At 68.7% G+C, this 22,306-nt stretch carries 22 protein-coding genes and 1 pseudogene; 11 read left to right on the forward strand and 12 right to left on the reverse strand.

Going from position 1 to position 22,306, the window contains the following annotated elements:
* Positions 1-34: 34 nt before the first annotated feature.
* From ABDW31_RS01960 to ABDW31_RS01975, 4 genes are all read right to left on the reverse strand, one after another.
* The gene (locus ABDW31_RS01960; protein WP_184716532.1) at positions 35-265 is read right to left on the reverse strand and encodes an aa3-type cytochrome c oxidase subunit IV; all 231 of its coding nucleotides are present in this window, start codon (positions 263-265) and stop codon (positions 35-37) included.
* A gap of 55 nt (positions 266-320) precedes the next feature.
* A complete protein-coding gene (locus ABDW31_RS01965; RefSeq protein WP_343698250.1) occupies positions 321-1,289 on the reverse strand; it encodes a glycosyltransferase family 9 protein in 969 nt (322 codons plus the stop codon).
* A 194-nt stretch (positions 1,290-1,483) separates the two neighbouring features.
* Positions 1,484-2,407 (reverse strand): alpha/beta hydrolase, encoded by a 924-nt coding sequence (locus ABDW31_RS01970; RefSeq protein WP_184716528.1) that lies wholly within the window; start codon positions 2,405-2,407, stop codon positions 1,484-1,486.
* A gap of 2 nt (positions 2,408-2,409) precedes the next feature.
* The gene (locus ABDW31_RS01975; protein WP_172269719.1) at positions 2,410-2,883 is read right to left on the reverse strand and encodes a PaaI family thioesterase; all 474 of its coding nucleotides are present in this window, start codon (positions 2,881-2,883) and stop codon (positions 2,410-2,412) included.
* Positions 2,884-2,973: 90 nt separating this feature from the next.
* Between ABDW31_RS01975 and ABDW31_RS01980 the strand changes: the two genes are divergently transcribed.
* Together ABDW31_RS01980 and ABDW31_RS01985 are read left to right on the forward strand one after the other, a co-directional pair.
* Positions 2,974-3,474 (forward strand): RNA polymerase sigma factor, encoded by a 501-nt coding sequence (locus ABDW31_RS01980; protein WP_184716526.1) that lies wholly within the window; start codon positions 2,974-2,976, stop codon positions 3,472-3,474.
* The gene (locus ABDW31_RS01985) at positions 3,464-4,063 is read left to right on the forward strand and encodes a hypothetical protein (RefSeq protein WP_184716524.1); all 600 of its coding nucleotides are present in this window, start codon (positions 3,464-3,466) and stop codon (positions 4,061-4,063) included. The genes ABDW31_RS01980 and ABDW31_RS01985 overlap by 11 nt, the downstream gene beginning before the upstream one ends.
* On the opposite strand, the gene ABDW31_RS01990 is transcribed toward ABDW31_RS01985, so the two are convergent.
* Genes ABDW31_RS01990 through ABDW31_RS02000 form a run of 3 tightly spaced genes read right to left on the reverse strand, consistent with a single transcriptional unit; the run spans position 4,060 to position 7,898 of the window.
* The gene (locus tag ABDW31_RS01990; protein WP_184716521.1) at positions 4,060-5,406 is read right to left on the reverse strand and encodes an AarF/UbiB family protein; all 1,347 of its coding nucleotides are present in this window, start codon (positions 5,404-5,406) and stop codon (positions 4,060-4,062) included. The two genes, ABDW31_RS01985 and ABDW31_RS01990, sit on opposite strands and share 4 nt — an antisense overlap.
* The gene (locus ABDW31_RS01995; protein ID WP_184716519.1) at positions 5,399-7,192 is read right to left on the reverse strand and encodes a M3 family oligoendopeptidase; all 1,794 of its coding nucleotides are present in this window, start codon (positions 7,190-7,192) and stop codon (positions 5,399-5,401) included. The genes ABDW31_RS01990 and ABDW31_RS01995 overlap by 8 nt, the downstream gene beginning before the upstream one ends.
* Before the next feature lie 58 nt (positions 7,193-7,250).
* Positions 7,251-7,898, reverse strand: coding sequence for a hypothetical protein (locus ABDW31_RS02000; RefSeq protein WP_184716517.1), 648 nt, complete (start codon positions 7,896-7,898; stop codon positions 7,251-7,253).
* A 168-nt stretch (positions 7,899-8,066) separates the two neighbouring features.
* Here ABDW31_RS02000 and ABDW31_RS02005 point away from each other — a divergent pair, with 168 nt between their 5' ends.
* Together ABDW31_RS02005 and ABDW31_RS02010 are read left to right on the forward strand one after the other, a co-directional pair.
* Positions 8,067-9,536: a sigma-54 dependent transcriptional regulator gene (locus tag ABDW31_RS02005; RefSeq protein ID WP_184716515.1), complete on the forward strand. Its 1,470-nt coding sequence runs from the start codon at positions 8,067-8,069 to the stop codon at positions 9,534-9,536.
* A 72-nt stretch (positions 9,537-9,608) separates the two neighbouring features.
* Positions 9,609-10,031, forward strand: a complete 423-nt coding sequence (locus ABDW31_RS02010; RefSeq protein ID WP_184716513.1) for a VOC family protein — start codon at positions 9,609-9,611, stop codon at positions 10,029-10,031.
* A gap of 3 nt (positions 10,032-10,034) precedes the next feature.
* Here the strand turns inward: ABDW31_RS02010 and ABDW31_RS02015 are convergent, their stop codons facing one another.
* Positions 10,035-10,607, reverse strand: coding sequence for a hypothetical protein (locus ABDW31_RS02015; RefSeq protein WP_184716510.1), 573 nt, complete (start codon positions 10,605-10,607; stop codon positions 10,035-10,037).
* 152 nt (positions 10,608-10,759) lie between these two features.
* On the opposite strand from ABDW31_RS02015, the gene ABDW31_RS02020 reads away from it, so the two are divergent.
* The 5 genes and pseudogenes from ABDW31_RS02020 to ABDW31_RS02040 all read left to right on the forward strand — a co-directional run bounded on the left by ABDW31_RS02020 (position 10,760) and on the right by ABDW31_RS02040 (position 15,824).
* The gene (locus ABDW31_RS02020; RefSeq protein ID WP_184716508.1) at positions 10,760-12,391 is read left to right on the forward strand and encodes a Na+/H+ antiporter; all 1,632 of its coding nucleotides are present in this window, start codon (positions 10,760-10,762) and stop codon (positions 12,389-12,391) included.
* Between the two features lie 71 nt (positions 12,392-12,462).
* A complete protein-coding gene (locus ABDW31_RS02025; protein WP_343698251.1) occupies positions 12,463-13,938 on the forward strand; it encodes a M20 family peptidase in 1,476 nt (491 codons plus the stop codon).
* Positions 13,939-14,062: 124 nt separating this feature from the next.
* Positions 14,063-15,181: an aromatic ring-hydroxylating dioxygenase subunit alpha gene (locus ABDW31_RS02030; protein WP_184716505.1), complete on the forward strand. Its 1,119-nt coding sequence runs from the start codon at positions 14,063-14,065 to the stop codon at positions 15,179-15,181.
* 35 nt (positions 15,182-15,216) lie between these two features.
* Positions 15,217-15,300 (forward strand): annotated as a pseudogene (locus ABDW31_RS02035) (hypothetical protein); the annotation flags it as partial.
* A 14-nt stretch (positions 15,301-15,314) separates the two neighbouring features.
* Positions 15,315-15,824 carry a CPBP family glutamic-type intramembrane protease gene (locus tag ABDW31_RS02040; protein WP_184716503.1) on the forward strand — a complete coding sequence of 170 codons (510 nt, stop codon included), beginning with the start codon at positions 15,315-15,317 and terminating at the stop codon, positions 15,822-15,824.
* A 95-nt stretch (positions 15,825-15,919) separates the two neighbouring features.
* Here the strand turns inward: ABDW31_RS02040 and ABDW31_RS02045 are convergent, their stop codons facing one another.
* A complete protein-coding gene (locus ABDW31_RS02045; protein ID WP_184716501.1) occupies positions 15,920-16,477 on the reverse strand; it encodes an SH3 domain-containing protein in 558 nt (185 codons plus the stop codon).
* Between the two features lie 129 nt (positions 16,478-16,606).
* On the reverse strand, positions 16,607-17,248 hold the full coding sequence (locus tag ABDW31_RS02050) for a glutathione S-transferase (RefSeq protein ID WP_184716499.1): 642 nt from the start codon (positions 17,246-17,248) through the stop codon (positions 16,607-16,609).
* A gap of 96 nt (positions 17,249-17,344) precedes the next feature.
* Between ABDW31_RS02050 and ABDW31_RS02055 the strand changes: the two genes are divergently transcribed.
* Positions 17,345-19,039 (forward strand): acyl-CoA dehydrogenase family protein, encoded by a 1,695-nt coding sequence (locus ABDW31_RS02055; protein ID WP_184716497.1) that lies wholly within the window; start codon positions 17,345-17,347, stop codon positions 19,037-19,039.
* Positions 19,040-19,104: 65 nt separating this feature from the next.
* Positions 19,105-20,730, forward strand: coding sequence for a serine hydrolase (locus tag ABDW31_RS02060; protein ID WP_184716495.1), 1,626 nt, complete (start codon positions 19,105-19,107; stop codon positions 20,728-20,730).
* Here the strand turns inward: ABDW31_RS02060 and ABDW31_RS02065 are convergent.
* Positions 20,714-21,634, reverse strand: a complete 921-nt coding sequence (locus tag ABDW31_RS02065; RefSeq protein ID WP_184716493.1) for an NAD(P)/FAD-dependent oxidoreductase — start codon at positions 21,632-21,634, stop codon at positions 20,714-20,716. The two genes, ABDW31_RS02060 and ABDW31_RS02065, sit on opposite strands and share 17 nt — an antisense overlap.
* The gene (locus ABDW31_RS02070) at positions 21,624-22,085 is read right to left on the reverse strand and encodes an Rrf2 family transcriptional regulator (protein ID WP_184716491.1); all 462 of its coding nucleotides are present in this window, start codon (positions 22,083-22,085) and stop codon (positions 21,624-21,626) included. Before ABDW31_RS02070 ends, ABDW31_RS02065 begins: the two co-directional genes overlap by 11 nt.
* Between the last annotated feature and the right edge of the window lie 221 nt (positions 22,086-22,306).

A 22,306-nucleotide genomic window follows, 5' to 3' on the forward strand; every position in this document is an offset into this window, starting at 1 on the left:
GGTCAGAGAAAAATTATGCCAATGTCTACCGGTGTCAGTGGGCCGGAGCAGGCTTTTCGCGGAGGAAGAAGATCCCACCGGCCAGCAGCACCACGGCGGCGATAGCGCTACCAATGAAACCGGCCTTCGTGCAGAACAGCAGGGTGATGAAGAGCAGCAGGACCGAGACGGCCAGCGAGCCCCACTTGGTCATCTTGCCGAACGCGTCGTAGGTCGCGGCTTGTTCGTGAATGTCCATCTCACCGCGGTGATAGTCGCCGGCCATGTGTCGTCCTCGGTCCAAAAGGAAAAACTGCAGCCCGCCGCTTACAACGCCGGGCCTAAAGGCTCAAGCGGGCGATGGCCGCGACACTTTCAACGCTCAGCGCCGCCATGCCGCCCGGCGGCCCCACGATCGGTTTCAGGAAGCGTGAATAGTCCAGCGGCGGGCTGTCGCCGAACAGGCCTATCGCCGGCGTCCCGACCGAGGCGGCCAGGTTCAGCGGGCCCGAATCGTTGCCGATGAAGAGGTCGGCGCGCGCCAGCAGGGCCGCCCCGACGTCCAGCTTCAGATCGCAGACATTGACCCCGCCCACGTCGTCCGTCGCCAGGGCCGCGTCAACGGCCGCCGAGTCGCCGAAGCCGCCCAGCCAGAAGCGCGTGCCGCCTATATCGGCAAGATCGGCCGACAGGCGGGTGAAGTTCTCCAGCGGCCAGCAGCGGCGCGGCTCGCTGGCCCCGACGCCATAGACCACCCAGGGGCGCGGCAGATGGCCGAAGCGCTGCTCGACGGTCTCGAGGGCGGCAGGCACTGGAATCAGCGCCGGCTCGCGACTGCCCACCGTCAGGCCGTGGGCGGCCTCGAACGCGGCCAGCTTCTCGATGCGGTGCGCCGGACGCATGGCGCGCGGCAAGTGGGGACCGTGGGTCAGCCACGCCTCCTGCCCATGCCCCAGGCCGAACCCGCGCCGCTCGCGCACCCCGGCCAGGGCCGCGCCGATGGCCGGACGGTCGATCTTTTCCAGGATCCACACCGCCCGCGGCCGACGCAGGCGGCACAGCTTGTAGAAGTCGACGATCTCCACTAGGTGGCGCAGCCGTCCGGCGCGATAGTCCAGATAGTCGATGGCCTCGACGCAGGGCTCGGCGGCCAGCAGCTCCCGCGCCCGGCTGGACGGCCGCGCCGCCAGCAGCACCTTGCGCTCCGGCGTCGTGGCGGCGATGGCCCGCAGGGTCGGCAGGTGCCACATCAGATCGCCCACGCCCCGGTCGGGCATGTAGACGAGAACCAGGCCGGCGGGGATGCTCAAGGGAGAGGTCTCTGAACGCGGAAAACCCTCTCTCATAGAGAGAGGGAGGGGCCCGCCGCGAAGCGGTGGGAGGGTGAGAGGTTATAATCTCTCAGAATGGAGCGCCGATAGGGCTTCTCCGGCAGGCGGTGAAACCTCTCACCCTCCCACGCCTGCGGCGCGGGCCCCTCCCTCTCTCTATGAGAGAGGGATTCTTAGCCCCACCCCGCCAGCAGCCCTCGCAAGCCCGCCACGAACGCCAAAGGCTGGTCGATCATCACATGGTGGTCCGCGTCCGGCAGGGGCAGCAGCAGCACCTCGTCGGGCATCTGCTCCAGCATGTAGTTCAGCGTCTCCGGCCCCATCAGCCCCGAACGCTCGCCCCACAGCATCGCCGCCGGGCAGGCGATTTCCGGCAGCAGCAGGCCAAGGTCCGGCATCCGGAAATTGTGCCAGAGGTCGGGGTCGAACTTCCAGGTCCAGCCGCCTTCCAACTCTTTCAGCGACCGCCGGGCGATGTAGTCGGCGATGTAGAGGTTCTCGCAGGGCTGCGGCGGGGCCAGGCGGAAGCGGGTCAGGGCGTCCTCCATGGTGGCGTAGACACGGTTGCCCAGGCCGGACCGCGGCGGCGGGCCCTTCCAGCGCTTGTGGGGTGGCTGGATGCTGGTGTCGGCCAGGATCGCCCCGCGCAGGCGCTCGGGATGGCGCGCGGCGCAGTAAAGGGTCGGGAAACCACCGAACGAATGGCCGACCACGATCGGCTTCACGCCGCCGGCTTCCAGCTGGGCCGCGTCGACGGCGGCGAAGATCTCCTTGGCGAAAAGCTCGGCGCTGTAGGCCTCTCGCCAATCACTGCCGCCCATGCCCGACCACGAGATGGCGGCCACGCGCCAATCCTTGGCGAAGAACGGTGCGATGAAGCTCCACCAGTCGGCATGGGCGCCGTTGCCGTGCAGGAACAGCAGGCCGGGCTTGCCGACCTCGCCCCAGGTCAGGAGCTCGATGTTCGCGCCCTCGACGTCGAAGGTCGAGCGTTGGGGTTCCTGGGCGATGATCGCGGTGAACCAGGCCGGGGCGGGCGGCGGCTGGCCCTCGAACGGCGCCAGCAGCGAAGCGGGTTGGGTCTGATCGTCGGCCATGCTCAGCCCTCGTCCTTGTAGGCCAGCTCGCCGGGACGCGGCTTGCGGGGGCTCAGCGCCTTGAAGACGCCCGTGCCGGTGATCAGGGTGCGATCGCCGGCCCAGATGCGGCCGCGCACGGTGAACAGCAGGTCCTCATCGCCGATCAGCTCGCCCTCGCCTTCCACCCAGTCGCCCAGCTTGGCGCCCGAAAGGAAGTCGCACATCAGCCGGACCGTGACCCAGCTGTAGGACTTCTGCAGCGAGATGATCCGGCCCCAGGCCATGTCGGCGAAGCTCATCAGCATGCCGCCATGACAATTTCCAAGCCCGTTGGTGTGGTGCTCCTCGACCCGGAAGGCCAGGCGCGCTTGGCCGGGTCCTTCGCGGTGCTCGAACAGCGGCCCGATCTGGCGGCCGAAGCCGCGCGACCAGTTCAGTTGGGAAAAGCCCTCGGGGATGGCGGCGGTCTGGGCGTCGGTCAGGTCGTCGGACATGCGACCAGACTAACAAGCGTTTGAAAAAAGCAAAGCCTTCCGTAAGGACGAAGGGTCGGCCGGCATCTACCCTTTCGAACAGGGGGATCCATGGGCCGCATCGAGGACGATTTCGCCGACTGGCTGGGGCCGCATCTGCCGATGCTGCACCGGACGGCGCGGGCGTTCGCCGATCCCGCCGACCAGCACGACCTGCTGCAGGAGCTGACCCTGGCGCTGTGGAAAGCGCGGCCGCGGGTGGGCCAGGCGCGGATCGAGGCGGCGTTTGCTTACCGGGTCGCCCACAACGCCGCCCTGACCTGGCGGCGCGGCGAGACCCGGCGGCGGCGCCGGGGTGTGGCGGTCGAGGCCGAGCTGGTGATCCGCGACGCAGGCGACGACCCTCAGGGGCCGCTGCTGGAGCGACTGTTCGTAGCGATCCGCCAGTTGGCGCCGGTCGAGCGGTCGCTGGTCCTGCTGTTGCTGGACGGCGTCCCCTATGCCGAGATCGCCCGCCTGCACGGCCTCTCGGAAACCAATGTCGGGGCGCGGCTAACGCGGCTCCGCCACCGCCTCACCCGCCTCGTGGAGGGCGACGACGATGGACTTTGACCAACTGCAAACTGCCTGGCGCTCGCCGACCAACACGCCCGACGACAAGGTCCGGGCCCATCTGATGGAGGACGTCATGAAGACCCTGAAGACCCGTCGCCACCGCGAGATCCTGCTGCTGATCATGCCGACGGCGGCCATGACCCTGTTCACCGGCATCGCGATCCAGAACATCGCCGCCGGGCGGATGGACGTCGGCCAGGAGTGGGGCGCGTTAGGGATGCTGGGCGTCTGCTGGCTGATCCTCGCAGCAGTGGTCGTCGTCGGCTTCCGCCTGCGCCATTGCGGCCAGGCGGGAGACTCTCCGATGCGCGACTCGATCGCCGCCCTGCTGGCCGCCAACCGCCGGGCGCGGGCCAATGTTCGAATCTTCTGGATGATGCTGCCGGTGTTTCTGGTCCCGATGCTGTTCGGCGTCGGCCAGCTGGGCGCGGTCGGCAAGGCCTCGGACCGCGACGTCTGGCAGATGCTGCTGGTGTTCGGCGTGGCCCTGACGGTCAGCGCGGGGTGGAACACGGCGCGGTACTTCTGGGTGATGAAGCCGGAGCAGCGGCGGCTGGAGGGTTTGCTGGAGGAGTATGAGGCCTAGAGGCCCACCTCGCTCAGCGCCGCCCGCTGCCGCTCCGCCACGGCCTCTTCGGAGAAGCCTTCCAGCGAGGCCTCGAACATTCGGCGCCAGTTGTGCCGCGCGCCCAGATGCAGGAACGCGGCCCCAAGGCCGATCGCGGCCCGGTCCATGAAAACGAACTCGCGCGGGATGGTCACGCCGCCGACCGCCTTCAGGGCCTGGCGCACCTTGAAGGCCTCGCGGCGGCCGTATTCGCCAGGCGGGACATCGTCGGCCACCGTGCGCTCCCGATCGTCCAGCAGCGGTCCGTAGATGAAGCGGGCCCAGACGTTCAGCGCATCTACCAGTTCGTCGTTCAGGCCGGTGAAGCCCCAGCTGCGATAGGCCTCGATCTGCTCGGCGCGGTCGTCATTGGACAGGGCGCGATAGAGCCGCACCACACCGGCCACGAACTTCGGCGGGAAGATGCGGATGCAGCCGAAGTCCAGCAGGTTCAGGTGCGCCGCGCCCTCACCGGCGAAGCTGTAGTTGCCCAGGTGCGGATCGCCATGGATGACGCCCAGTGTCGTCATCGGGCTCCACCAGGCCTCGAACAGCAGGGCGGCGATGCGGTCGCGAACCGCTTGCGGGGCGCTCTTGAAGGCCAGCAGCCCCTGGCCGTCCAGCCAGGTCATCGATAGCAGCCGACCGGTCGACAATTCAGGAATCGGCGTCGGCGTGCGGATGTCCTCGCGGCCGGCGAAAAAGTTGCCATAGACCCGCATCAGCTGGGCTTCGCGGCCGTAGTCCAGCTCCTCGCGCAGACGGTCGCCGATCTCGACGATCATCTCCGACGGGTCGATCGAGCCATCCATGCGCTTGAACAGGCCGATCATGGCGCGCAGTTGGCCCAGGTCGCTTTCGACCGCGCTCTGCATATCCGGGTATTGCAGCTTCACGGCCAGGGCGCGGCCGTCGTGGGTCGCGGCGCGGTGCACCTGGCCCAGCGAAGCGGCCGCAGCGGCCTCGTGCTCGAAGCTCTTGAACTTGGATTGCCAGTCCGGCCCCAGCTCGGCGGCCATGCGCCGACGCACGAACGGCCAGCCCATGGCCGGTGCGTTGGTCTGCAGCTCGCCCAGCTCCTTGGCGAACTCGGGCGGCAAGAGGTCGGGCACCGTGGCGAACATCTGGGCCGCCTTCATCAGCGGCCCCTTCAAGCCCCCAAGGGCCGCCTTCAGCGCCTTGGCGTTGCGCGCGTCGGCGTCGTCGCCGCCCCGGATGCGGTTGGCCCCATAGGACACCGCCGCGCCCGACAGGCCCGCGCCCACCTTGGCGAAGCGGGAGAGACGGCCGCCCAGACGGTTACGTTCGGGATCTTCAGCCAACAAGCGCCTCGAACTCGTCCACCAGGCGCTCCAGCTGCGTGCAACCGGCGGCCCAGAACGCCTTATCCCTCGGGTTCAGGCCGAAGGGCTTCAAGGCCTCGACATAGGTGCGCGTGCCGCCGGCCGCCAGCAGGTCTTCATACAGCGGCGCGAAGCCGGCCGGGTCCTCGCGGCGCTTTTCCATCAGGCCGCGCACCAGCAGGTCGCCGAACGCATAGGCATAGACGTAGAACGGCGCGTGGCAGAAGTGGCTGACATAGGCCCAGTAATGCTCGTAGCCTTCGTTCAGCTTGACGGCCGGACCCAGGCTCTCGCCCATCACCTCCAGCCACAGGGCGCCGATCTGCTCAGGTGACAGCTCCCCGTCGGCGCGGACCTCGTGGAAGCGGCGCTCGAAGCGGTGGAAGGCGATCTGGCGGACCACGGTGTTGAGGCCGTCCTCGATCTTGCCGGCCAGCAGGCCCTTGCGGTCTTCAGGGCTCGCCTCGGCCAGCAGGCGGTCGAACACCAGGCCTTCGCCGAAGATCGAGGCGGTCTCGGCCAGGGTCAGGGGCGTGTCGGCCAGCAGGGTGCCCAGCGGCTGGCACAGGGTCTGGTGCACCGCGTGGCCCAACTCGTGAGCCAGGGTCAGAACGTCGCGCCGCTCGCCCATATAGTTCATGAACACGAACGGATGGCGGTCGGCGGTGACCGGATGGGCGAAGGCGCCCGACTGCTTGCCCGCGCGCGGGGCCGCATCGATCCACGGCCGGTCGAAGAAGGTCCGGGCCGTGTCGGCGAACTTCGGCGCCAGGTCCTGGAAGCTCTCCAGAACCATGCCGCGCGCCTCGTTCCAGGCGTAGGACTTGGGCGCGGCGGCGGTCAGGGGTGCGTTGCGGTCCCAATAGTCCAGGTGCGGCAGGCCCATGACCTTGGCCTTCAGCGCATAGTAGCGGTGCGACAGGCGCGGATAGGCCTCGACCACCGCCTGCTCCAGCGCGTCGACGGCGTCGGCGTCGACCTCGTTGGCCAGGTGGCGCGACTGAGCCGGATGGTCATAGCGGCGCCAGCGGTCCTCGACCTGCTTCTCGAAGGCCAGGGTGTTCAGCACCAGGGCCTGGGTCGAGCTGCGCTCCTCCAGCGCCTTGGCCAGGCCATCGGCGGCGGCCTTGCGGCGGGCCGTGCTGGGATCCGACAGGCGGTTCAGCGCCTCGGGCAGGGTCAGGGTCTCTTCGCCGGCTTTCGCGGTGAGTTTGGCCAGGGTCTCGTCATAGAGGCGCACCCAGTTGGCGACGGCCGGGGCCTTGTCGACGATGAAGCGCTCCAGCTCCGGCGACAGCTCGTGCGGCCGCGACAGGCGCACGCGGCGCAGCCACGGCGCCCAGCGGGCGGCCTCGGGATGGGCGTCCAGCGCCTTGGCGATCTCGGTGTCTTCCAGCTGGTTCAGCTCCAGCGTAAAATAGAGGCTCTCGGCGGCGATCTGCGAAGAGCGCGCGCGCAGGTCGGCCTCGAACTTCGACCAGGCCGGGTCGTCGCGCGCGACCGAGGCGGCGAGACCCGCATAGGCCCCGACGCCCCACAGGCCGTTGGTCGCCTGCTCATACAGCGTAATCCCGCGATCCAGCAGGACGCCCAGGCGCTGCGGCTCCTTGCGGGCCTCCAGGAACATGCCCTCCAGCGAGGCCAGCTCGTCATTGGCGGCCTTGGCGGCGGCCAGGTCGGTCTCGATCCGCGGATCGTCACGGCCGGTGTAGAGATCGGCCAGGGACCATTGCGGCGGGGTGTCGGGCTTGAAGGGCGCGTTCATGGCTTGCAGATAGGGCTCCGGACCGGCTGGGCGCAATGCACAACGCACGACCCGGAGGCTAGCTGCGCGCGATCCTCGGCTCGGCCATCCAAGCGAAGACGCAGGTGACTAGGTAGGCCGCCAGGGCCGAGCCGCCGACGCCCAGTACGCCCTCGCCCACCGGCGAGACCAGCGGCACCAGTTGCAGCAGCACCAGGAAGCCCAGGAACAGCGGCGCAGCCATCCAGCCCTGCCCCTCGACGCCGCGGCGCCAGCCCCAGGCGGCGGCGGCCAGGGCCAGCAGGCCCATCTCCAGCGCCTGCTCGGGCACGGGGTGGTTCCACAGGCCCAGCCCCACCTTCGGCTCGCCCCACAGCAGCGGGAGGTCGGGGCGATGCACCAGGAAATCCAGCAGCCAGTGCGACAACACCGTCAGGCCGATGATCACGCCCGCACGGCGCGGCAGCTTCAGCCACAGCATCACGCCCGCCCCGAACACGACCGACCACAGCACGGCGGCCGGCAGGCTGTGGGTATAGGGCATGTGGTCCAGCACCAGGGCGCTGCCCGGCAGGTCGTGATCGATCCGGACCTGCTCGACGCCGGCGATCACCAGCCCGCCCCAGACCACGTCCATCGCCTGGCAGCCCAGCACATAGGCCCACAGCGGCGCACGCGGCTCGACCGCCCGGGCCGCCAGGGCGGCCGCATAGTGTCCGACGAACATCTGGTGTTTCTCCTCCAGAGCCGAAAGTCGCACAAAGTCCTGTTAACTATAAACATTAAGGTTCGCGACACGTCTGCGAAAGCCGATGTTTACCCACCACCTGTATCACTCTGAACCAACAAGAGCCTGCTCCATGTCGAGTCAGGCCGGTTCTGGTGGATGTGCCCTATGACCAAAACGGTCCTAGTCGTCGATGACGACCCGACACAACGTCGGCTGATCCAGGCGGTGCTCGAGCGCGACGGGTTCGCGGTCGCCCATGCCGAAGGCGGCGACGCCGCCATCGCGCACCTGACTTCGGGCGCGCCCGCCGACGTGATTCTGCTCGACCTCGTCATGCCCGGCCTGAACGGCCAGGACACGCTGAAGGAGATGCGCGCGCGCGGCTTCGCCCAGCCCGTGATCGTGCTGACCGCCAGCGGCGGCGTCGACACCGTGGTCAAGGCCATGCAGGCCGGGGCCAGCGACTTCTTCATCAAGCCGGCCTCACCGGAACGCATCACCGTCTCGATCCGCAACGCCCTATCGATGGGCGACCTCAAGGGCGAGGTCGAGCGCCTGACCAAACGCGCCGGTGGCAAGACCACCTTCGCCGACCTGATCGGCGACAGCCCGGCGATGACCCTGGTCAAGCGCATCGGCGAGCGGGCGGCCAAGAGCGCCATCCCCGTGCTGATCACCGGCGAAAGCGGCGTCGGCAAGGAGCTGATCGCCCGCGCCGTCCACGGCACGTCGGATCGCGCCGGCAAGCCTTTCGTGGCCGTCAACTGCGGCGCCATCCCCGAGAACCTCGTCGAGTCGATCCTGTTCGGCCACGAGAAGGGGTCGTTCACCGGCGCCACCGACAAGCACCTGGGCAAGTTCAAGGAGGCCGACGGCGGCACCCTGTTCCTGGACGAGGTCGGCGAGCTGCCCCTGGACATCCAGGTCAAGCTGCTGCGCGCCCTGCAGGAGGGTGAGATCGACCCGATCGGCGCCAAGCGCTCGGTCAAGGTCGACGTCCGCATTGTCTCGGCGACCAATCGCGATCTGCAGCAGGCCGTCGCCGGCGGCGTATTCCGCGAGGATCTCTATTACCGCCTGAACGTCTTCCCGGTCGAAGCCCCGTCCCTACGCCAGCGCCGCCAGGACGTGCCGGCTCTGGTCGAGGCGTTCATCCGTCGCTTCAACGTGGAAGAAGGCAAGCGCGTCATCGGCGCCTCGCCCGAGACCCTGCAGCTGCTGACCAGCTTCGACTGGCCCGGCAATGTCCGCCAGCTGGAGAACACAGTCTATCGCGCCATCGTGCTGGCCGACGCCCCGTACCTGCAGCCCTACGACTTCCCGGCCATTTCGGGCCTGGCCGCGCCGATCGAGGCCGTCTCGACCCCACCGGCTCCGCCGCCGGCCGCCCTTCTCCAGGCCGCCCACGCCGCCATGGCCGCGCCGACCGCGGCCGAGGCCCCCGTGCGCATCCTCGACGACCGCGGTCACCTGCGGACGCTTGAGGAGATCGAAAAAGACCTGATCCAGCACGCCATCGACGTCTATGCCGGCCACATGAGCGAAGTCGCCCGCCGCCTCGGCATCGGCCGCTCGACCCTGTACCGCAAGGTGCGCGAGCAAGGCATCGACGTGGACCTGAAGGAAGCGGGTTAGCCTTAGGTTGCAACCCAACGCATCGGCCGCCCCTTAACGCTTCGCACCTCACGCAGCGTTAAGGGCCTTGCCATGCAGCAGCAGATTTCGGTGATCACCCTGGGCGTGGCGGATATCGCGCGCTCCAAGCGGTTCTATGGCGAGGGCTTCGGCTGGACGCCGGTGTTCGAGAACGACGAGATCGTCTTCTACCAGATGAACGGCCTGATGCTGGGGACCTGGCTGACCACGGGCCTCGAGGACGACATGCAGCGTCCGGGCCTCACGCGCCCCGGGGCCTTCGCCCTGGCCCACAACGTGGCTGAGCAGAGCGACGTCCAACCGGTGATCGACCGGCTGGCCGCGCACGGCGGACGTATCCTCCGTCAAGGCGACGCGCCGGTGCATGGCGGCTTTCGCGGCTATGTCGCCGATCCCGACGACCACGCCTGGGAGATCGCCTGGAACCCCGCCTGGAAGATTGACGAGCGCGGGCTCGTGACGTTCGGGCTTTAAGCTCTACGGACCGCAAGTCCACAGGCCCGTGAACACCCGGCTGGCGCCGTCCGCGCGCTGGTAGGTCAGGGTCGCCGGACGCGGCGGGGACTCCCCGCCGCCGATGGCCGGGCCGGTCAGGGCGATGACGATGGTCTTGCCCTGACCGCTGAAGGTCCCGCCCTTGGTGATGGCGTTGAACCCTCCCGGCTGGGCGACGCGCTCGACATAGTCGCCGACCTTCACCAGGCCGAAGGCGGAGTCCTTGGTCCCGACATCGCCCTTGGCGATCAGCAGCGGCGGGGTCGCGCCGGCGCCGCCGAAGCTGCAGCCCAGCTCGCCCTGCACCGGATTGGCCTCGACATCGGCCGCGCTCAGCGTGTTCAGCGTGATCGCCGAGCCGTCGCCGCCGACCGTCTCGCCGCTGGAGGCCGGGACAGCGGGCGCGGGTTCAGGCGGTGGGGCGGCGGCCTCGACGCCGGCCACCGAACGGCTCTCGACCGGGGCGGCCGGCTCGGCGGGCTTCTGCTCGGAGCAGGCGGCCGCGCCCAGAAGGGCGGCGAGGGCGGCGCTCAAGGCGAGATGGCGTGCGGCCATGGTCGAGATCCTTCTCGTTGACGCCAAGGACTACGCCCCGCGCCCTTCGGGGGTTCCAAGCCCTTTTTCTGGGCGACGCTAGGGAAGCTTCGTTGATCTTGCGCAGCTTGATCCCCTAGTCTGTACGCCATGTTCTAGAGTTCGGAGGCGTTTTGGACACTGTCGTCACGATCCTGTTTCTTCTGTTCGCGGTTATTGTCAGCGGATCCCTGGCGCGGTTTTCGAGACTGCCCCTCCCCCTCGTCCAGATCGCTCTGGGCGCCCTGATCGCGCTCTCCATCGTGCCGACGGTCGAGCTGAAGCCCGACCTGTTCTTCCTGCTCTTCCTGCCCCCGCTGCTGTTCCTGGACGGCTGGCGCATCCCGCGCGAGGACCTGCTGCGCGACCGCGCCATCGTGCTCGAAATGGCCTTGGGCCTGGTGGTGCTGACGGTCCTGGGCGTGGGCTGGCTGATCCATGTGATGATCCCGGCCATGCCGCTGCCGGTCGCCTTCGCCCTGGCCGCCATCGTCTCGCCGACCGACCCGATCGCGGTCTCGGCCATCGCCGCCCGAGCGCCGATCCCCAAGCGGATGATGCACATCCTGGAAGGCGAAAGCCTGCTGAACGACGCCTCGGGCCTGGTGTGCATGCGCTTCGCCGTGGCCGCCATGCTGACCGGCGTGTTCTCGATCCAGGCCGCGTTCCTGACCTTCCTGTGGGTGGCGTTGGGCGGCCTGGCCATCGGCGTCGGCGTCACCTGGTCGGTGACCTGGGCCAAGCAATGGCTGGCCCGCAAGCTGGGCGAAGACACCGGCTCGCAGATCCTGGTCAGCCTGCTGATCCCGTTCGGCGCCTATCTGGTGGCCGAACACTTCCACTGCTCGGGTATCCTGGCGGCCGTCTCGGCCGGTGTGACCATGGGCTTCGTGGAAGGCTCGGGTAAGGCGCTGGCCGTGACCCGCGTGCGTCGCGCCGCCGTGTGGGACACCGTGCAATACGCGGCCAACGGCGTGATCTTCGTGCTGCTGGGCGAGCAGATGCCCGGCATCCTCAACGGCGCGGCCAACACCGTCCGCATGACCGGCCACCATGAAGTCTGGTGGCTGGCGATCTACGTCCTGGCGATCAGCGCGGCCCTGGGCCTGATGCGCTTTGCCTGGGTGTGGACCTCGCTGCGCCTGACCCTGTTCAAGGCCCAACGGCGTGGCGAGCCGGCCCGCAAGGTCGACTGGCGGCTGGTGGCGGCCATGTCGTTCGCCGGCGTGCGCGGGGCCATCACCCTGGCCGGTGTGCTGACCCTGCCCCTGACCCTGGCGGACGGAACGGCCTTCCCGGCCCGGGATCTCGCCATCTTCCTGGCCGCCGGGGTGATCGTGGTGTCGTTGATCGTCGCCAGCGTGGGCCTGCCGCGCGTGCTGCGGAACCTGGAGTTGCCGCCCGAGCCCTCGCACCAGGCCGAGATCGACCAAGCCCGCGCCACTGCCGCCCAGGCCGCGATCCAGGCCGTCGAGACCGCCCAGCATGCCCTGGGCGAAGGCCGCGAGGACGCCGACCTCTATGTCGAGGCCTCGACCCGGGTCATGGAGCTCTATCGCGAACGCATCGACGGCCGCCTGCACACGCCCGACGAGGCGGCGGTCAATCGCAAGCTCCAGGCGATCGAGCTGCAGCTGCGCGTGGTCGGCCTGACCGCTGAGCGCGACGCGATCTTCAAGCTCTCCCGCGAACGGGCCCTGAGCAGCGAGTCGGCGCGCAAGATCGTCCGCGACATCGACCTGCTGGAAGCGCGCTACCGGGCCTGACGTAACGTCGGCTTGCCAACGCTCGCACCCCACCGCACAGTCCTCCCCAACAAGCGTTTGGGGAGGCGTCGATGGGTGTCGTGGGTAAGGTCGCGCTGACGGCCGTGGGTCTGGTTCTGGTTGTCGCCGGCGTGGTCGCCGTGCGGACCGCCACCTTCGAGGCCCCGGCGGCGGTCGATCCCAAAGCGGCCAACCTGGCCTCGGCCCGGCCCGTCGACGTCGCCCGCGCCGCCGCCCACCTGGGCGAGGCCGTGCGCTTCCAGACCATCAGCCACCAGGACCCCGCCGAGGACCAGCCGGCCGAGTGGGACAAGCTGCACGCCTGGCTGCAATCGACCTATCCCGAGGCCCACAAGGTCATGACCCGCGAGGTCGTGGCCGGCCATACCCTGGTCTACACCTGGCCCGGCTCGAACCCGGCCCTGCCGCCGATCGTGCTGATGGCCCACCAGGACGTGGTGCCGGTGACGCCGGGCAGCGAAGGCTCGTGGAGCCATCCGCCGTTCGACGGCGTGGTCGCCGGCGGCTCGGTCTGGGGCCGCGGCGCGATCGACGACAAGGGCTCGCTGGTCACGCTGTTCGAGGCGCTGGACGGCGTGGCCGCCAGCGGCTTCAAGCCCGTGCGCACCGTCATCGTGGTCAGCGGCCACGACGAGGAGGTGCGCGGCGTCGGGGCCCGCGCCGCCGCGGCCCTCTTGAAGTCGCGAAACATCAAGGCCCAGTTCGTGCTGGACGAGGGCATGGTGGTGGTCGCCGATCACCCCGTCACCGGCCAGCCCGCCGCCATCATCGGCACGGCCGAGAAGGGCTACGCCACCATGAAGGTCGTCGCCCCGGCCGTGGGCGGCCACTCCTCGGCGCCGCCCAAGGACACCGGCGTCGCGACGCTGTCGCGGGCCGTGCTGGCCATCACCGACAAACAGTTTCCGATGAAGTTCCAGGGCCCGGGCGCGGACATGCTCAAGGCCATCGCCCCGCACGCCAAGCCGGTGGTCAAGGTGTTCGCCGCCAACACCTGGCTGTTCTCGCCGCTGTTGGTCGACGTCACCGCCAAGACCCCGGCCGGCGCGGCCATGCTGCACACCACCATCGCGCCGACCATGCTGAAAGGATCTCCAAAGGAGAACGTGCTGCCGCAGGACGCCACGGCCTGGATCAACTACCGCATCGCGCCCGGCGACACCTCGACCACGGTGATGGCGCGGGCCAAGGACGCGGTCGGCGACCTGCCGGTGCAGTTGTCATGGACCAAGACTCCGGACGAGCCTTCGGCGGTGTCGTCAACCGAGTCCGACGCCTGGAAGACCATCGCCGGCCTGGCCGCCGACGAGAGCAAGGCCCCGGTCGTGCCGGGTCTGGTCACCGCCGGCACCGACAGCCGCTACATGGGCGGGGTGGCCACCGACGTCTATCGCTTCCAGCCGCTGGTGCTGAAGGTCGAGGACACCAAGATGATCCACGGCACCGACGAGCATGTCAGCCTGGCCAATGTCGAACGGATGGTGCGCTTTTATCAGCGGCTCGTGGAGACCGCGGCGGCGCGGTGACGTCTAAAGCTTGAGCAAAGTGTCGATCAGCGTTCGATCGGCCCTTGCGAGACTGTCGCAATGTTCTGCGACATGAGGCCTGAGTGACGGCGTTTTCTCCAACCTCCATCCGAGCTTTCTGCACATGCCGCCCGCCGACGACGCCGCCGCGCTCGTGAAGTCCCGCCCCGTACGCAGCCTGCCCGACAAGTTCGGCGAAGGCTTCTGCTGGGACGCCTGGTACGTCGCCTGCCTCTCGCCCGACCTCAAAGCCGGCAAGGCCGAAAAGCGCGAGTTTCTGGGCGAGCCCGTCCTGCTGGGCCGCACCCGGGCCGGCCAGGTCTACGCCCTGCGCGACATCTGCCCCCACCGCGCTGCGGCCCTGTCGGCCGGCAAGGTCCATCGCGAGGCCGACGGGACCGACAGCGTCGAATGTCCCTATCACGGCTGGCGCTTCGGCCCGGACGGCGCCTGCAAGTCGATCCCATCCCTGACCGCCGACAGCGACTTCGACATTTCCAAGGTGCGGGTGCGCCGCTACCCGACGATCGAGCAGCAGGGTCTGGTGTGGATCTGGATGGCGTCCGATCCGCGCTTCGATGGCCAGCCGCCCGAGCCGCCACCGAGCATTCCCGGCGTGACCGGAACGCCCAAGCTGGTCGATCACCTGGATTACGACATCCATATCGATCACGCGGTGCTGGGCCTGATCGATCCGGCCCATGGCCCCTTCGTGCACCAGCAGTGGTGGTGGCGCACCAAGACCAGCCAGCACGAGAAGAAGAAGAGCTTCTGTCCGTCCGAGGCCGGCTTCACCATGGTGCGGCACGAGCCCTCGAAGAACTCCAAGGCCTACGCCATCCTGGGCGGCGAGCCGCTGACCGAGATCACCTTCCGCCTGCCGGGCCTGCGCTGGGAGCATGTGGTGGTCGGCGACAAGCAGGTTCTGGCCCTGTCGGCCATGACCCCGATCAACGCCAGGAAGACCCGCATGAACCAGATCATGTGGTCCGATCACTGGGCCTTCACGGCCTTCCACCCGGTGATCCGCGTGGCCGCCCGCGCCTTCCTGCGCCAGGACGGCAAGATCGTCGAAGCCCAGACCCCGGGCCTGCAGTGCAATCCGCCCTTGATGTGGGTGGGCGACGCCGACCAGCAGGCCCGCTGGTACCACCAGTGCAAACGCGAATGGAACGCCAGCCGGCGGGAGGGACGAGCGTTCGTCAATCCGGTGCGGGATCAGACTCTGCGGTGGCGGACCTAGCCACATCGTCATCCCGCGCTTTATGCGCGGGACCCATGGGTCAGCTTATACGTGAGAGATCCATTCTGCTCCGCGCCTGCGGCGGACAAATGGGTCCCGCGCATAAAGCGCGGGATGACGGTTAGGGTATGGGATGTTCTTGAAGACCTACCGCCGCCTCCTCTTCAGCCTTACCACCCTGCCCGCCCAACGCGGTTGGCTGTTCTGCCTCGCTGTCTCCGCCATCACGCTCGCCACAATGGCCGCCATCGGCTTCACGACCGGCCTCTATCATCTGACGCCCGCCGAACCCGGCCTGCCGTTGCGGATGCTGACCGTCCTCTTCATCCCCGCCCTCGGCGAAGAAATCCCGTTCCGCGGCCTGCTCACGCCCGGTCCCGGCGAAAGCCGCCGCCCCTGGCTGGCCATCGCGTTGTCCACGACGCTCTACACCCTGTGGCACGTGGTCGAGGCCCTGACCTTCCTCCCCGGGGCGGCGTCCGTTTTCCTGCGCCCGGACTTCTTGCTGTGCTGCGCGGTGCTGGGCCTGGGCTGCGCGGTCATGCGGCTGAAGACCGGCTCGCTGTGGCCGGCCGTCGGGCTGCACTGGCTGCTGGTGGTGGTCTGGCAGACCTGGCTGGGCGGCGTGAGCGCACTCTCCTGACGCGCACGAAAAAGCCCGCCCGGTGGGGACCGGACGGGCTCTCTTCGAGGACACGGCCTGAGGGACGGATCGGCCGCGTCCCAAAAGCTCAGGCGTTAGGCCCGATAGACGTAGGCGCTGCTGACATAGCCGACGCCGACGCCGTCCTGGCCGACCAGGATCCACTTGCCGTCACCGGTGCGGCCCAGGGCCTGGAAGGTCGTGCCCGACTGCACCGAGCCCAGGCGCTGGCCGTAGGTCGAGGCGTCGGCCCGCAGGTTGACGGTCGAGCGGGTGACGTACTTGCCCTTGGTCTCGACCAGGGGCGCAGCCCGAACGGTCTGAGCGTAGCGGTAGCCGCCCGACTTGTAGATGCCGCCGACCTCCTTGGCCGCCTCGGTCTTCTGCATGCCGCAGCCGACCGCCGAACCGGCGCCCGCGCCGATCACCGCACCGATGGCCGTGCCCGTGCCGCGATCGCCCTTGCCGGCGATCTTGTTGCCGGCCAGGCCGCCCAGCAGGCCGCCCAGGACCGCGCCGACTTCCTGCTTGGAGCCCGAGGCCTTGCAGCCGACGACGCCGGCGTTGGCTTGCGGCGCGGCGGCCATGCTCAGGGCGGCAGCGGCGGCGCCGATGGTCAGGGTGATGGTCTTGATGTTCTTGGTGATGGTCATGGTCTTGTTCCTTCGTCCCTTGAAAGTCTCCGGGGTCAGCAACCCCGTGAGACAGACCATGGCAGGACGAAGCTGAACGGCTGCGCGAACCGATTCAGCAGATTTCGTTCATGTTGAAAAAAGTTGGCGTCAGGCCCCGAGCGCGTAGGGCCCGCTCTTGTCCAGGGCCGCTTTCCAGGCCGGTCGGGCGTGCATGCGCGCGATCCAGGCGGCCATGTGCGGATACTCAGGCAGCTTGCCCATCGCCTTGGCGACCTCGGGCACGAAGCTCATCTGGATGTCGGCGCCGGTCAGCGCGTCGCCGACGAAGAAGTCCCGGCCCGCCAGGCTGTCATTGACGAACGACAGGTGGTTGGCGATCTCGCCCTGGATGCGCGGATGCAACGGCGCGCCGGCCTCGCCCAGGCGGCCGACATACATGTTGAGCATCAGCGGCAGCATGGCCGAGCCCTCGGCATAGTGCAGCCACTGCTGGTAACGGTCGTAGTCGGCGCTTGCCGGATCGGGCGCGAGACGCCCTTCGCCGTGGCGACGGATTACATAGTCGATGATCGCGCCGGACTCGATCACCGTCAGGTCGCCCCCATCTTCTTGTTTGGCGGTGATGACGGGCGACTTGCCCAGCGGGTGCACCGCCAGCAGCGACGGCGGGGCCAGGCGGGTCTTGGGATCGCGCGTGTGCTGGACGATCTCGTACGGGACGCCCAGCTCCTCCAGAAGCCACAGGATCCGCTGCGAGCGCGACTCGTTCAGGTGGTGGACCGTCAGCATGCCTTGTTTCCCTGATCTTGTGCGCCGCGACATTGCTCGCAGGTGCGAAAAGCGCCAGGGTGAAAGAAAACGCCTGTTCGATACCGGGGAGCAAGCATGACGCACACGGCAAGTGAGACCCTCATCCTGCCCGGCTTGATCGGCCTGCTGCGCGAGGCGGCCGACTCCGCCAGCCTGTTCGTGGCGGAAGCCAAACCCCAGGTGCTGGCCCACATCACCGGCGAGAACGGCCCAAATGGGGGCAAGGTCGACCGCAAGCTGGCCGACGTTCATCAGATGCGCGTCCACGGCTATGGCTGGTACGCGGCCTATGCCGAGCTGATGAATCAGGTCGCCGGCTGGGCCGAGCGGCTGCAGGACGAGGGCCAGTTCGGCGAGATCGAGGCCCTGCTGGCCCAGCTGCTGTTCGCGGAATACTCGGCTCAGCTGATCGGCGGCGTGCCGATGAACCAGGGCGAGATCGTCCGCCCGGCGCACCTTGTCGAAGACCGCGCGGTGATGAACCGCCTGTTCTCCAACGGCATCATGAAGCTGATGGTCGAGGGCGGGACCCAGGCCGTGAAGACCCGCATCGCCCAGCATCTGGCCGACGCCCGCGGCCGGCCCACGCTGGAGCGGACCGGTCTGGACGAAACCTTCGAGATGATCCGCGACCAGTTCCACGCCTTCGCCGAGGAGAAGGTCACGCCCTTTGCTCACCAGTGGCACCTGAAGGACGAGCTGATCCCGATCGAGCTGGTGGAGGAGCTGGGCGCGCTGGGCGTGTTCGGCCTGACCATCCCGGAGGAATTTGGCGGATCCGGCATGGGCAAGACCGCCATGTGCGTGGTGTCCGAAGAGCTGTCGCGGGCCTGGATCGGCGTCGGCTCGCTGGCCACTCGCTCGGAGATCGCCGGCGAGCTGATCCTGACCGGCGGCACGGACGCCCAGAAGGAGTACTGGCTGCCGAAGATCGCCAGCGCCGAGATCCTGCCGACGGCCGTCTTCACCGAGCCCAACACCGGCAGCGACCTGGGCTCCCTGCGGACGCGGGCCGAGCTGCAGGGCGACCACTATGTGGTGACCGGGAACAAGACCTGGATCACCCACGCCGCCCGCGCCGACGTCATGACCCTGCTGGTCCGCACCGACCCGGCCACCACCGACTATCGCGGCCTGTCCATGCTGCTGGCCCCCAAGCCGCGCGGGACGGAAGGTGACGACTTCCCCGCCCCCGGCATGAGCGGCGGTGAGATCGGCGTGATCGGCTATCGCGGCATGAAGGAGTTCGAACTCGGCTTCGACGGCTTCACCGTGCCGGCCGAGAACCTGCTGGGCGGCGTGCCGGGCCAGGGCTTCAAGCAGCTGATGGCCACCTTCGAGAGCGCCCGCATCCAGACCGCCGCCCGCGCGGTGGGGGTGGCCCAGGCGGCGCTGGAGACCGGTCTCGGCTACGCCCTGGACCGCCAGCAGTTCGGCCAGGCAATCTTCCACTTCCCACGGGTCTCGAACAAGCTGGCCATGATGGCCGCCGAGATCATGGGCGTGCGCCAGCTGACCTATTACGCCGCCCGCCAGAAGGACGAGGGCAAGCGCTGCGACCTCGAGGCCGGCATGGCCAAGCTGATCGCCGCCCGCGTCGCCTGGGCCGCCGCCGACAACGCCCTGCAGATCCACGGCGGCAACGGCTTTGCCATGGAATACGCCGCCAGCCGCCTGCTGGCCGATGCGCGGATCCTCAACATCTTCGAAGGCGCCGGCGAGATCCAGGCCCAGGTCATCGCGCGGCGGCTGCTGGATGGCGGGAATTAGAGCCTTGCCCTTGTCCGGCCACGGACGCTCGGCATAGCGTGCGACCTTAACCGTAAGGATCGCCCATGTTCGCCACCACCCGCCGCACCGCTCTCGTCTCGGCTCTCGCGACCACGGGCCTGGCGGCGTTCGGTAATCGCGCCTTTGCCCAAGAGACCGGCTCGGTCGCCGGCGCCATCGACCAGTTCGCCCAGGAGGTCATGGCCGCCTTCCCCGACCAGCCGGGCCTGGGCATCACCGTGGTCGAGAAGGGCAAGGTCACCCTGGCCAAGGGCTATGGCGTCAAGACGCTGGGGACCCAGGACCGCTGCGACGAGAACACCGTCTTCGGCATCGCCTCCAACACGAAGGCCATGACTGCCGCCCTGCTGGCCATGCTGGTCGAGGAAGGCAAGGTCGAATGGGACGCGCCGGTCACCAGGTACCTGCCCGCCTTCCAGATGAGCGATCCGGTAGTCACCAAGCTGATGACCGTCCGCGACCTGCTGGTCCATCGCAGCGGCCTGACCCTGGGCGCCGGCGACCTGATGATCTGGCCGGCCCCGACCCATACCCGCGCCGACATCTTGGCGGGCCTGAAGTATCTGCCGATCGGCGGCCAGTTCCGGGGCGGCTACGCCTATGACAACGTGCTCTACGTCGCCGCCGGGGCGGTGATCGAGGCGGTGACCGGCCAGACCTGGGAAGCGGTGATCAAGGCCCGGATCTTCGAGCCGCTGGGCATGACCAGCACCGTCGCCAGCCCGGCCCTGGTCGACCGCGCCCGGCGCGCCTCGCCCCACGCTCGCCTCGGTCCGCCGATCCGCGGCATGGGTCCGCAGACTGTGCTGCCGTTCGACGCCAGCTTCGACGCGGCCGGCCCGGCCGGCGGGGTCAATTCCACGCCCAAGGACATCGCCCAGTGGATGCTGGTGCAGCTGGGCCTGGGCATGCGGCCCAACGGCAAGCGCCTGTGGGGCGAGCCCGCCGCCCGCGAGATGTGGAAGCCGCAGACCATCACCAGCTGGTCGGACGGCCCGACCGACGAGAACCCCGCCCGCCCCTCGATGCAGGCCTATGGCCTGGGCTGGTTCGTCCAGGACCACCGCGGCGAGCGGATGCTGTGGCACACCGGCGGCCTGGCCGGCTTCATCTCGTATACAGCGCTGCTGCCCGGCCGGAAGTCGGGCGTGATGATCATGACCAACGCCGAAGAGACGCCGGTGCTGCGCTCGCTGCGCTACGGCGGTCCCGACCGGCTGCAGGGCCGCAAGGATTATGACTGGATCGCCTCCAGCCGGCGGGTGCAGGCCGAGACCGAGGCCCAGGCGGTCAAGGATCACGCGTCGATGACCGCGCCGACCGCCGGCGGCGCCAAGCCCAGCCTGCCGCTGTCCGCCTATGCCGGCGTCTACAGCGACCCCTGGTACGGCACGGTGACGATCAGCTTGGCGGGCCCGACCAAGGCAAAAGGGAGCAAGAAGCAGGGCCTGAAGATCTCCTTCGACAAGACCCCGGCCCTGCGCGGCCAGCTGGAGACGTTCGACGGCGAGACCTTCAAGACGCGCTTCGACGACCGCACCCAGGAAGACGCCTTCGTCACCTTCGACGTCAAGGACGGCAAGGTCGTCTCGGCAGTGGCCAAGGCCGTCTCGCCGCTGGCCGACTTCAGCTACGACTATCAGGACCTGCGGCTTACGCGGCAGCCCTGACGGCGCCATCCTCCTGGATCAGGGCGCGGTGAGCGGCGACGCCCGCTATGACCCCGCCGGCCGAGGCGAAGGTGGCGTTGTGCATGCTGGTCGTGGCGTCGCCGGCGGCGAAGACGCCCGGTACGGTCGTGGCCTTCATGTCGTCGACGCGGATGACTGGGCCCAGCATGCCGTCGTCGATCGCGCAGCCCAGTTGGGCGGCCAACGGACTGGCCAAGGTGGTGCGCGGCGCGACGAACAGGGCCTCGGCGCTCACGACCCGGCCGTCGGCCAGGCGCACAGCCTCCATAACCGGCGTCGCGCCCAGCACCTCGACGATCGGCTGGCGCTCGATGGCCACGCCGCGTCGGGCCAGGACGGCGAGCGTCTCGGCGTCGGGCTCAAACTTGCCCTGCGTGTAGTAGGTGGTCGGACCCCAGTCGGGCAGCATCTCGGCCTGATGCGGCGCCATCGGATGGTTGGCCAGCACGCCCAGCGCCCGGTCGCGCACCTCGTAGCCGTGGCAATAGGGGCAGTGCAGCACGGTCGCGCCCCAACGTTCCTTCAGGCCCGGGATGTCGGGCAGGTGATCGACGATCCCGCCGGCCAGCACCAGCTTGCGGGCCCGCTCGGTCCGGCCGTCGGCTAGGGTCACCACGAAGCCCTCCCCGTCCCGGACCGCCTGCGTGGCCTCGCCGTGGATGAACGCCACGGTCGGATAGGCCGCGACCTGCCGGGCGGCCTCGCGGAAGATCTCGGCCGGCGCCTTGCCGTCCTGGCCGAAGAAGCCGTGCGAAGCATCGGCGAAACGGTTGCGCGGCAGGCCCGCATCGATGATCAGCACCCGCCGGCGCGCGCGGCCCAGCTGCATGGCGGCCGACAGGCCGGCGAAGCCTCCACCCACGGTGATGACGTCATGGTTCATGGGGATGCTCTCCTTTGGGACGCGGGTCAGCCGCCCACAGGACGGCGACGTCCTTGGCCAGGTCGGCCAGCGACAGGCGTGACAGGCGGTCGTGCAGCAGGCGCTCGGCCTCGCGCATGGCCTCGTCCAGGGCGGCGTTGACCGCCCGCTCGACCAAGCAGCCGGGCGTGTCCTCGATCAGGGCGTGGGTCAGCAACCGCTCGTTCAGCGCCTGCTGGATATCGCCCAGGCTGATGTCGGAGGGCGCGCGAGCCAGCCGCCAGCCGCCGCCATGGCCCTTGGTCGAGGCGACGATCCCCGCCTCGCGCAGGCCCGCGAACGTGCGGCGGATGACCACCGGATTGGTGTCGGCCCAGGCGGCCAGCCGCTCGGAGACGATCGGATCGTCCGGCTGCTCGGCCATGTGCAGCAACAGGTGCAGGGCGACGGAAAGGCGACCGCTTCGTTTCATGTAATTCCATTTGTTACATGATGGATCGCTTTTCAAGGCCCTCCGGACAGAGCGGCGGAAAAGTCACAGCTGAGAAAAGCTTGCCCCCAAGGAAATGCGAGTCATTTGCAGTTGCGATTCCCGCCGCTATAGGCGTCCGACCGTCGGCCCTGCCGGCGTCTTGTAGCTTTGGCGTCCGTTCTCGCTTCGCGTTGTGTGTGTGCGGGACCCGCGCCCTTATT

It is taken from the genome of Caulobacter sp. (assembly GCF_039596335.1).
Classification (GTDB): Bacteria; Pseudomonadota; Alphaproteobacteria; order Caulobacterales; family Caulobacteraceae; genus Caulobacter.

What these genes read in the sequence shown, in the direction of transcription:
- ABDW31_RS01970 (WP_184716528.1), bottom strand. Translation starts at nt 2,407, where the DNA reads ATGGCCGACGATCAGACCCAACCCGCTTCGCTGCTGGCGCCGTTCGAG.
- ABDW31_RS02015 (WP_184716510.1), bottom strand. Translation starts at nt 10,607, where the DNA reads ATGGCCGCACGCCATCTCGCCTTGAGCGCCGCCCTCGCCGCCCTTCTG.
- ABDW31_RS01995 (WP_184716519.1), bottom strand. Translation starts at nt 7,192, where the DNA reads ATGAACGCGCCCTTCAAGCCCGACACCCCGCCGCAATGGTCCCTGGCC.
- ABDW31_RS02025 (WP_343698251.1), top strand. Translation starts at nt 12,463, where the DNA reads ATGGGTGTCGTGGGTAAGGTCGCGCTGACGGCCGTGGGTCTGGTTCTG.
- ABDW31_RS02055 (WP_184716497.1), top strand. Translation starts at nt 17,345, where the DNA reads ATGACGCACACGGCAAGTGAGACCCTCATCCTGCCCGGCTTGATCGGC.
- ABDW31_RS02045 (WP_184716501.1), bottom strand. Translation starts at nt 16,477, where the DNA reads ATGACCATCACCAAGAACATCAAGACCATCACCCTGACCATCGGCGCC.
- ABDW31_RS02065 (WP_184716493.1), bottom strand. Translation starts at nt 21,634, where the DNA reads ATGAACCATGACGTCATCACCGTGGGTGGAGGCTTCGCCGGCCTGTCG.
- ABDW31_RS02050 (WP_184716499.1), bottom strand. Translation starts at nt 17,248, where the DNA reads ATGCTGACGGTCCACCACCTGAACGAGTCGCGCTCGCAGCGGATCCTG.
- ABDW31_RS02040 (WP_184716503.1), top strand. Translation starts at nt 15,315, where the DNA reads ATGTTCTTGAAGACCTACCGCCGCCTCCTCTTCAGCCTTACCACCCTG.
- ABDW31_RS01960 (WP_184716532.1), bottom strand. Translation starts at nt 265, where the DNA reads ATGGCCGGCGACTATCACCGCGGTGAGATGGACATTCACGAACAAGCC.
- ABDW31_RS01980 (WP_184716526.1), top strand. Translation starts at nt 2,974, where the DNA reads ATGGGCCGCATCGAGGACGATTTCGCCGACTGGCTGGGGCCGCATCTG.
- ABDW31_RS02000 (WP_184716517.1), bottom strand. Translation starts at nt 7,898, where the DNA reads ATGTTCGTCGGACACTATGCGGCCGCCCTGGCGGCCCGGGCGGTCGAG.
- ABDW31_RS02030 (WP_184716505.1), top strand. Translation starts at nt 14,063, where the DNA reads ATGCCGCCCGCCGACGACGCCGCCGCGCTCGTGAAGTCCCGCCCCGTA.
- ABDW31_RS02010 (WP_184716513.1), top strand. Translation starts at nt 9,609, where the DNA reads ATGCAGCAGCAGATTTCGGTGATCACCCTGGGCGTGGCGGATATCGCG.
- ABDW31_RS01975 (WP_172269719.1), bottom strand. Translation starts at nt 2,883, where the DNA reads ATGTCCGACGACCTGACCGACGCCCAGACCGCCGCCATCCCCGAGGGC.
- ABDW31_RS02005 (WP_184716515.1), top strand. Translation starts at nt 8,067, where the DNA reads ATGACCAAAACGGTCCTAGTCGTCGATGACGACCCGACACAACGTCGG.
- ABDW31_RS02070 (WP_184716491.1), bottom strand. Translation starts at nt 22,085, where the DNA reads ATGAAACGAAGCGGTCGCCTTTCCGTCGCCCTGCACCTGTTGCTGCAC.
- ABDW31_RS01985 (WP_184716524.1), top strand. Translation starts at nt 3,464, where the DNA reads ATGGACTTTGACCAACTGCAAACTGCCTGGCGCTCGCCGACCAACACG.
- ABDW31_RS02060 (WP_184716495.1), top strand. Translation starts at nt 19,105, where the DNA reads ATGTTCGCCACCACCCGCCGCACCGCTCTCGTCTCGGCTCTCGCGACC.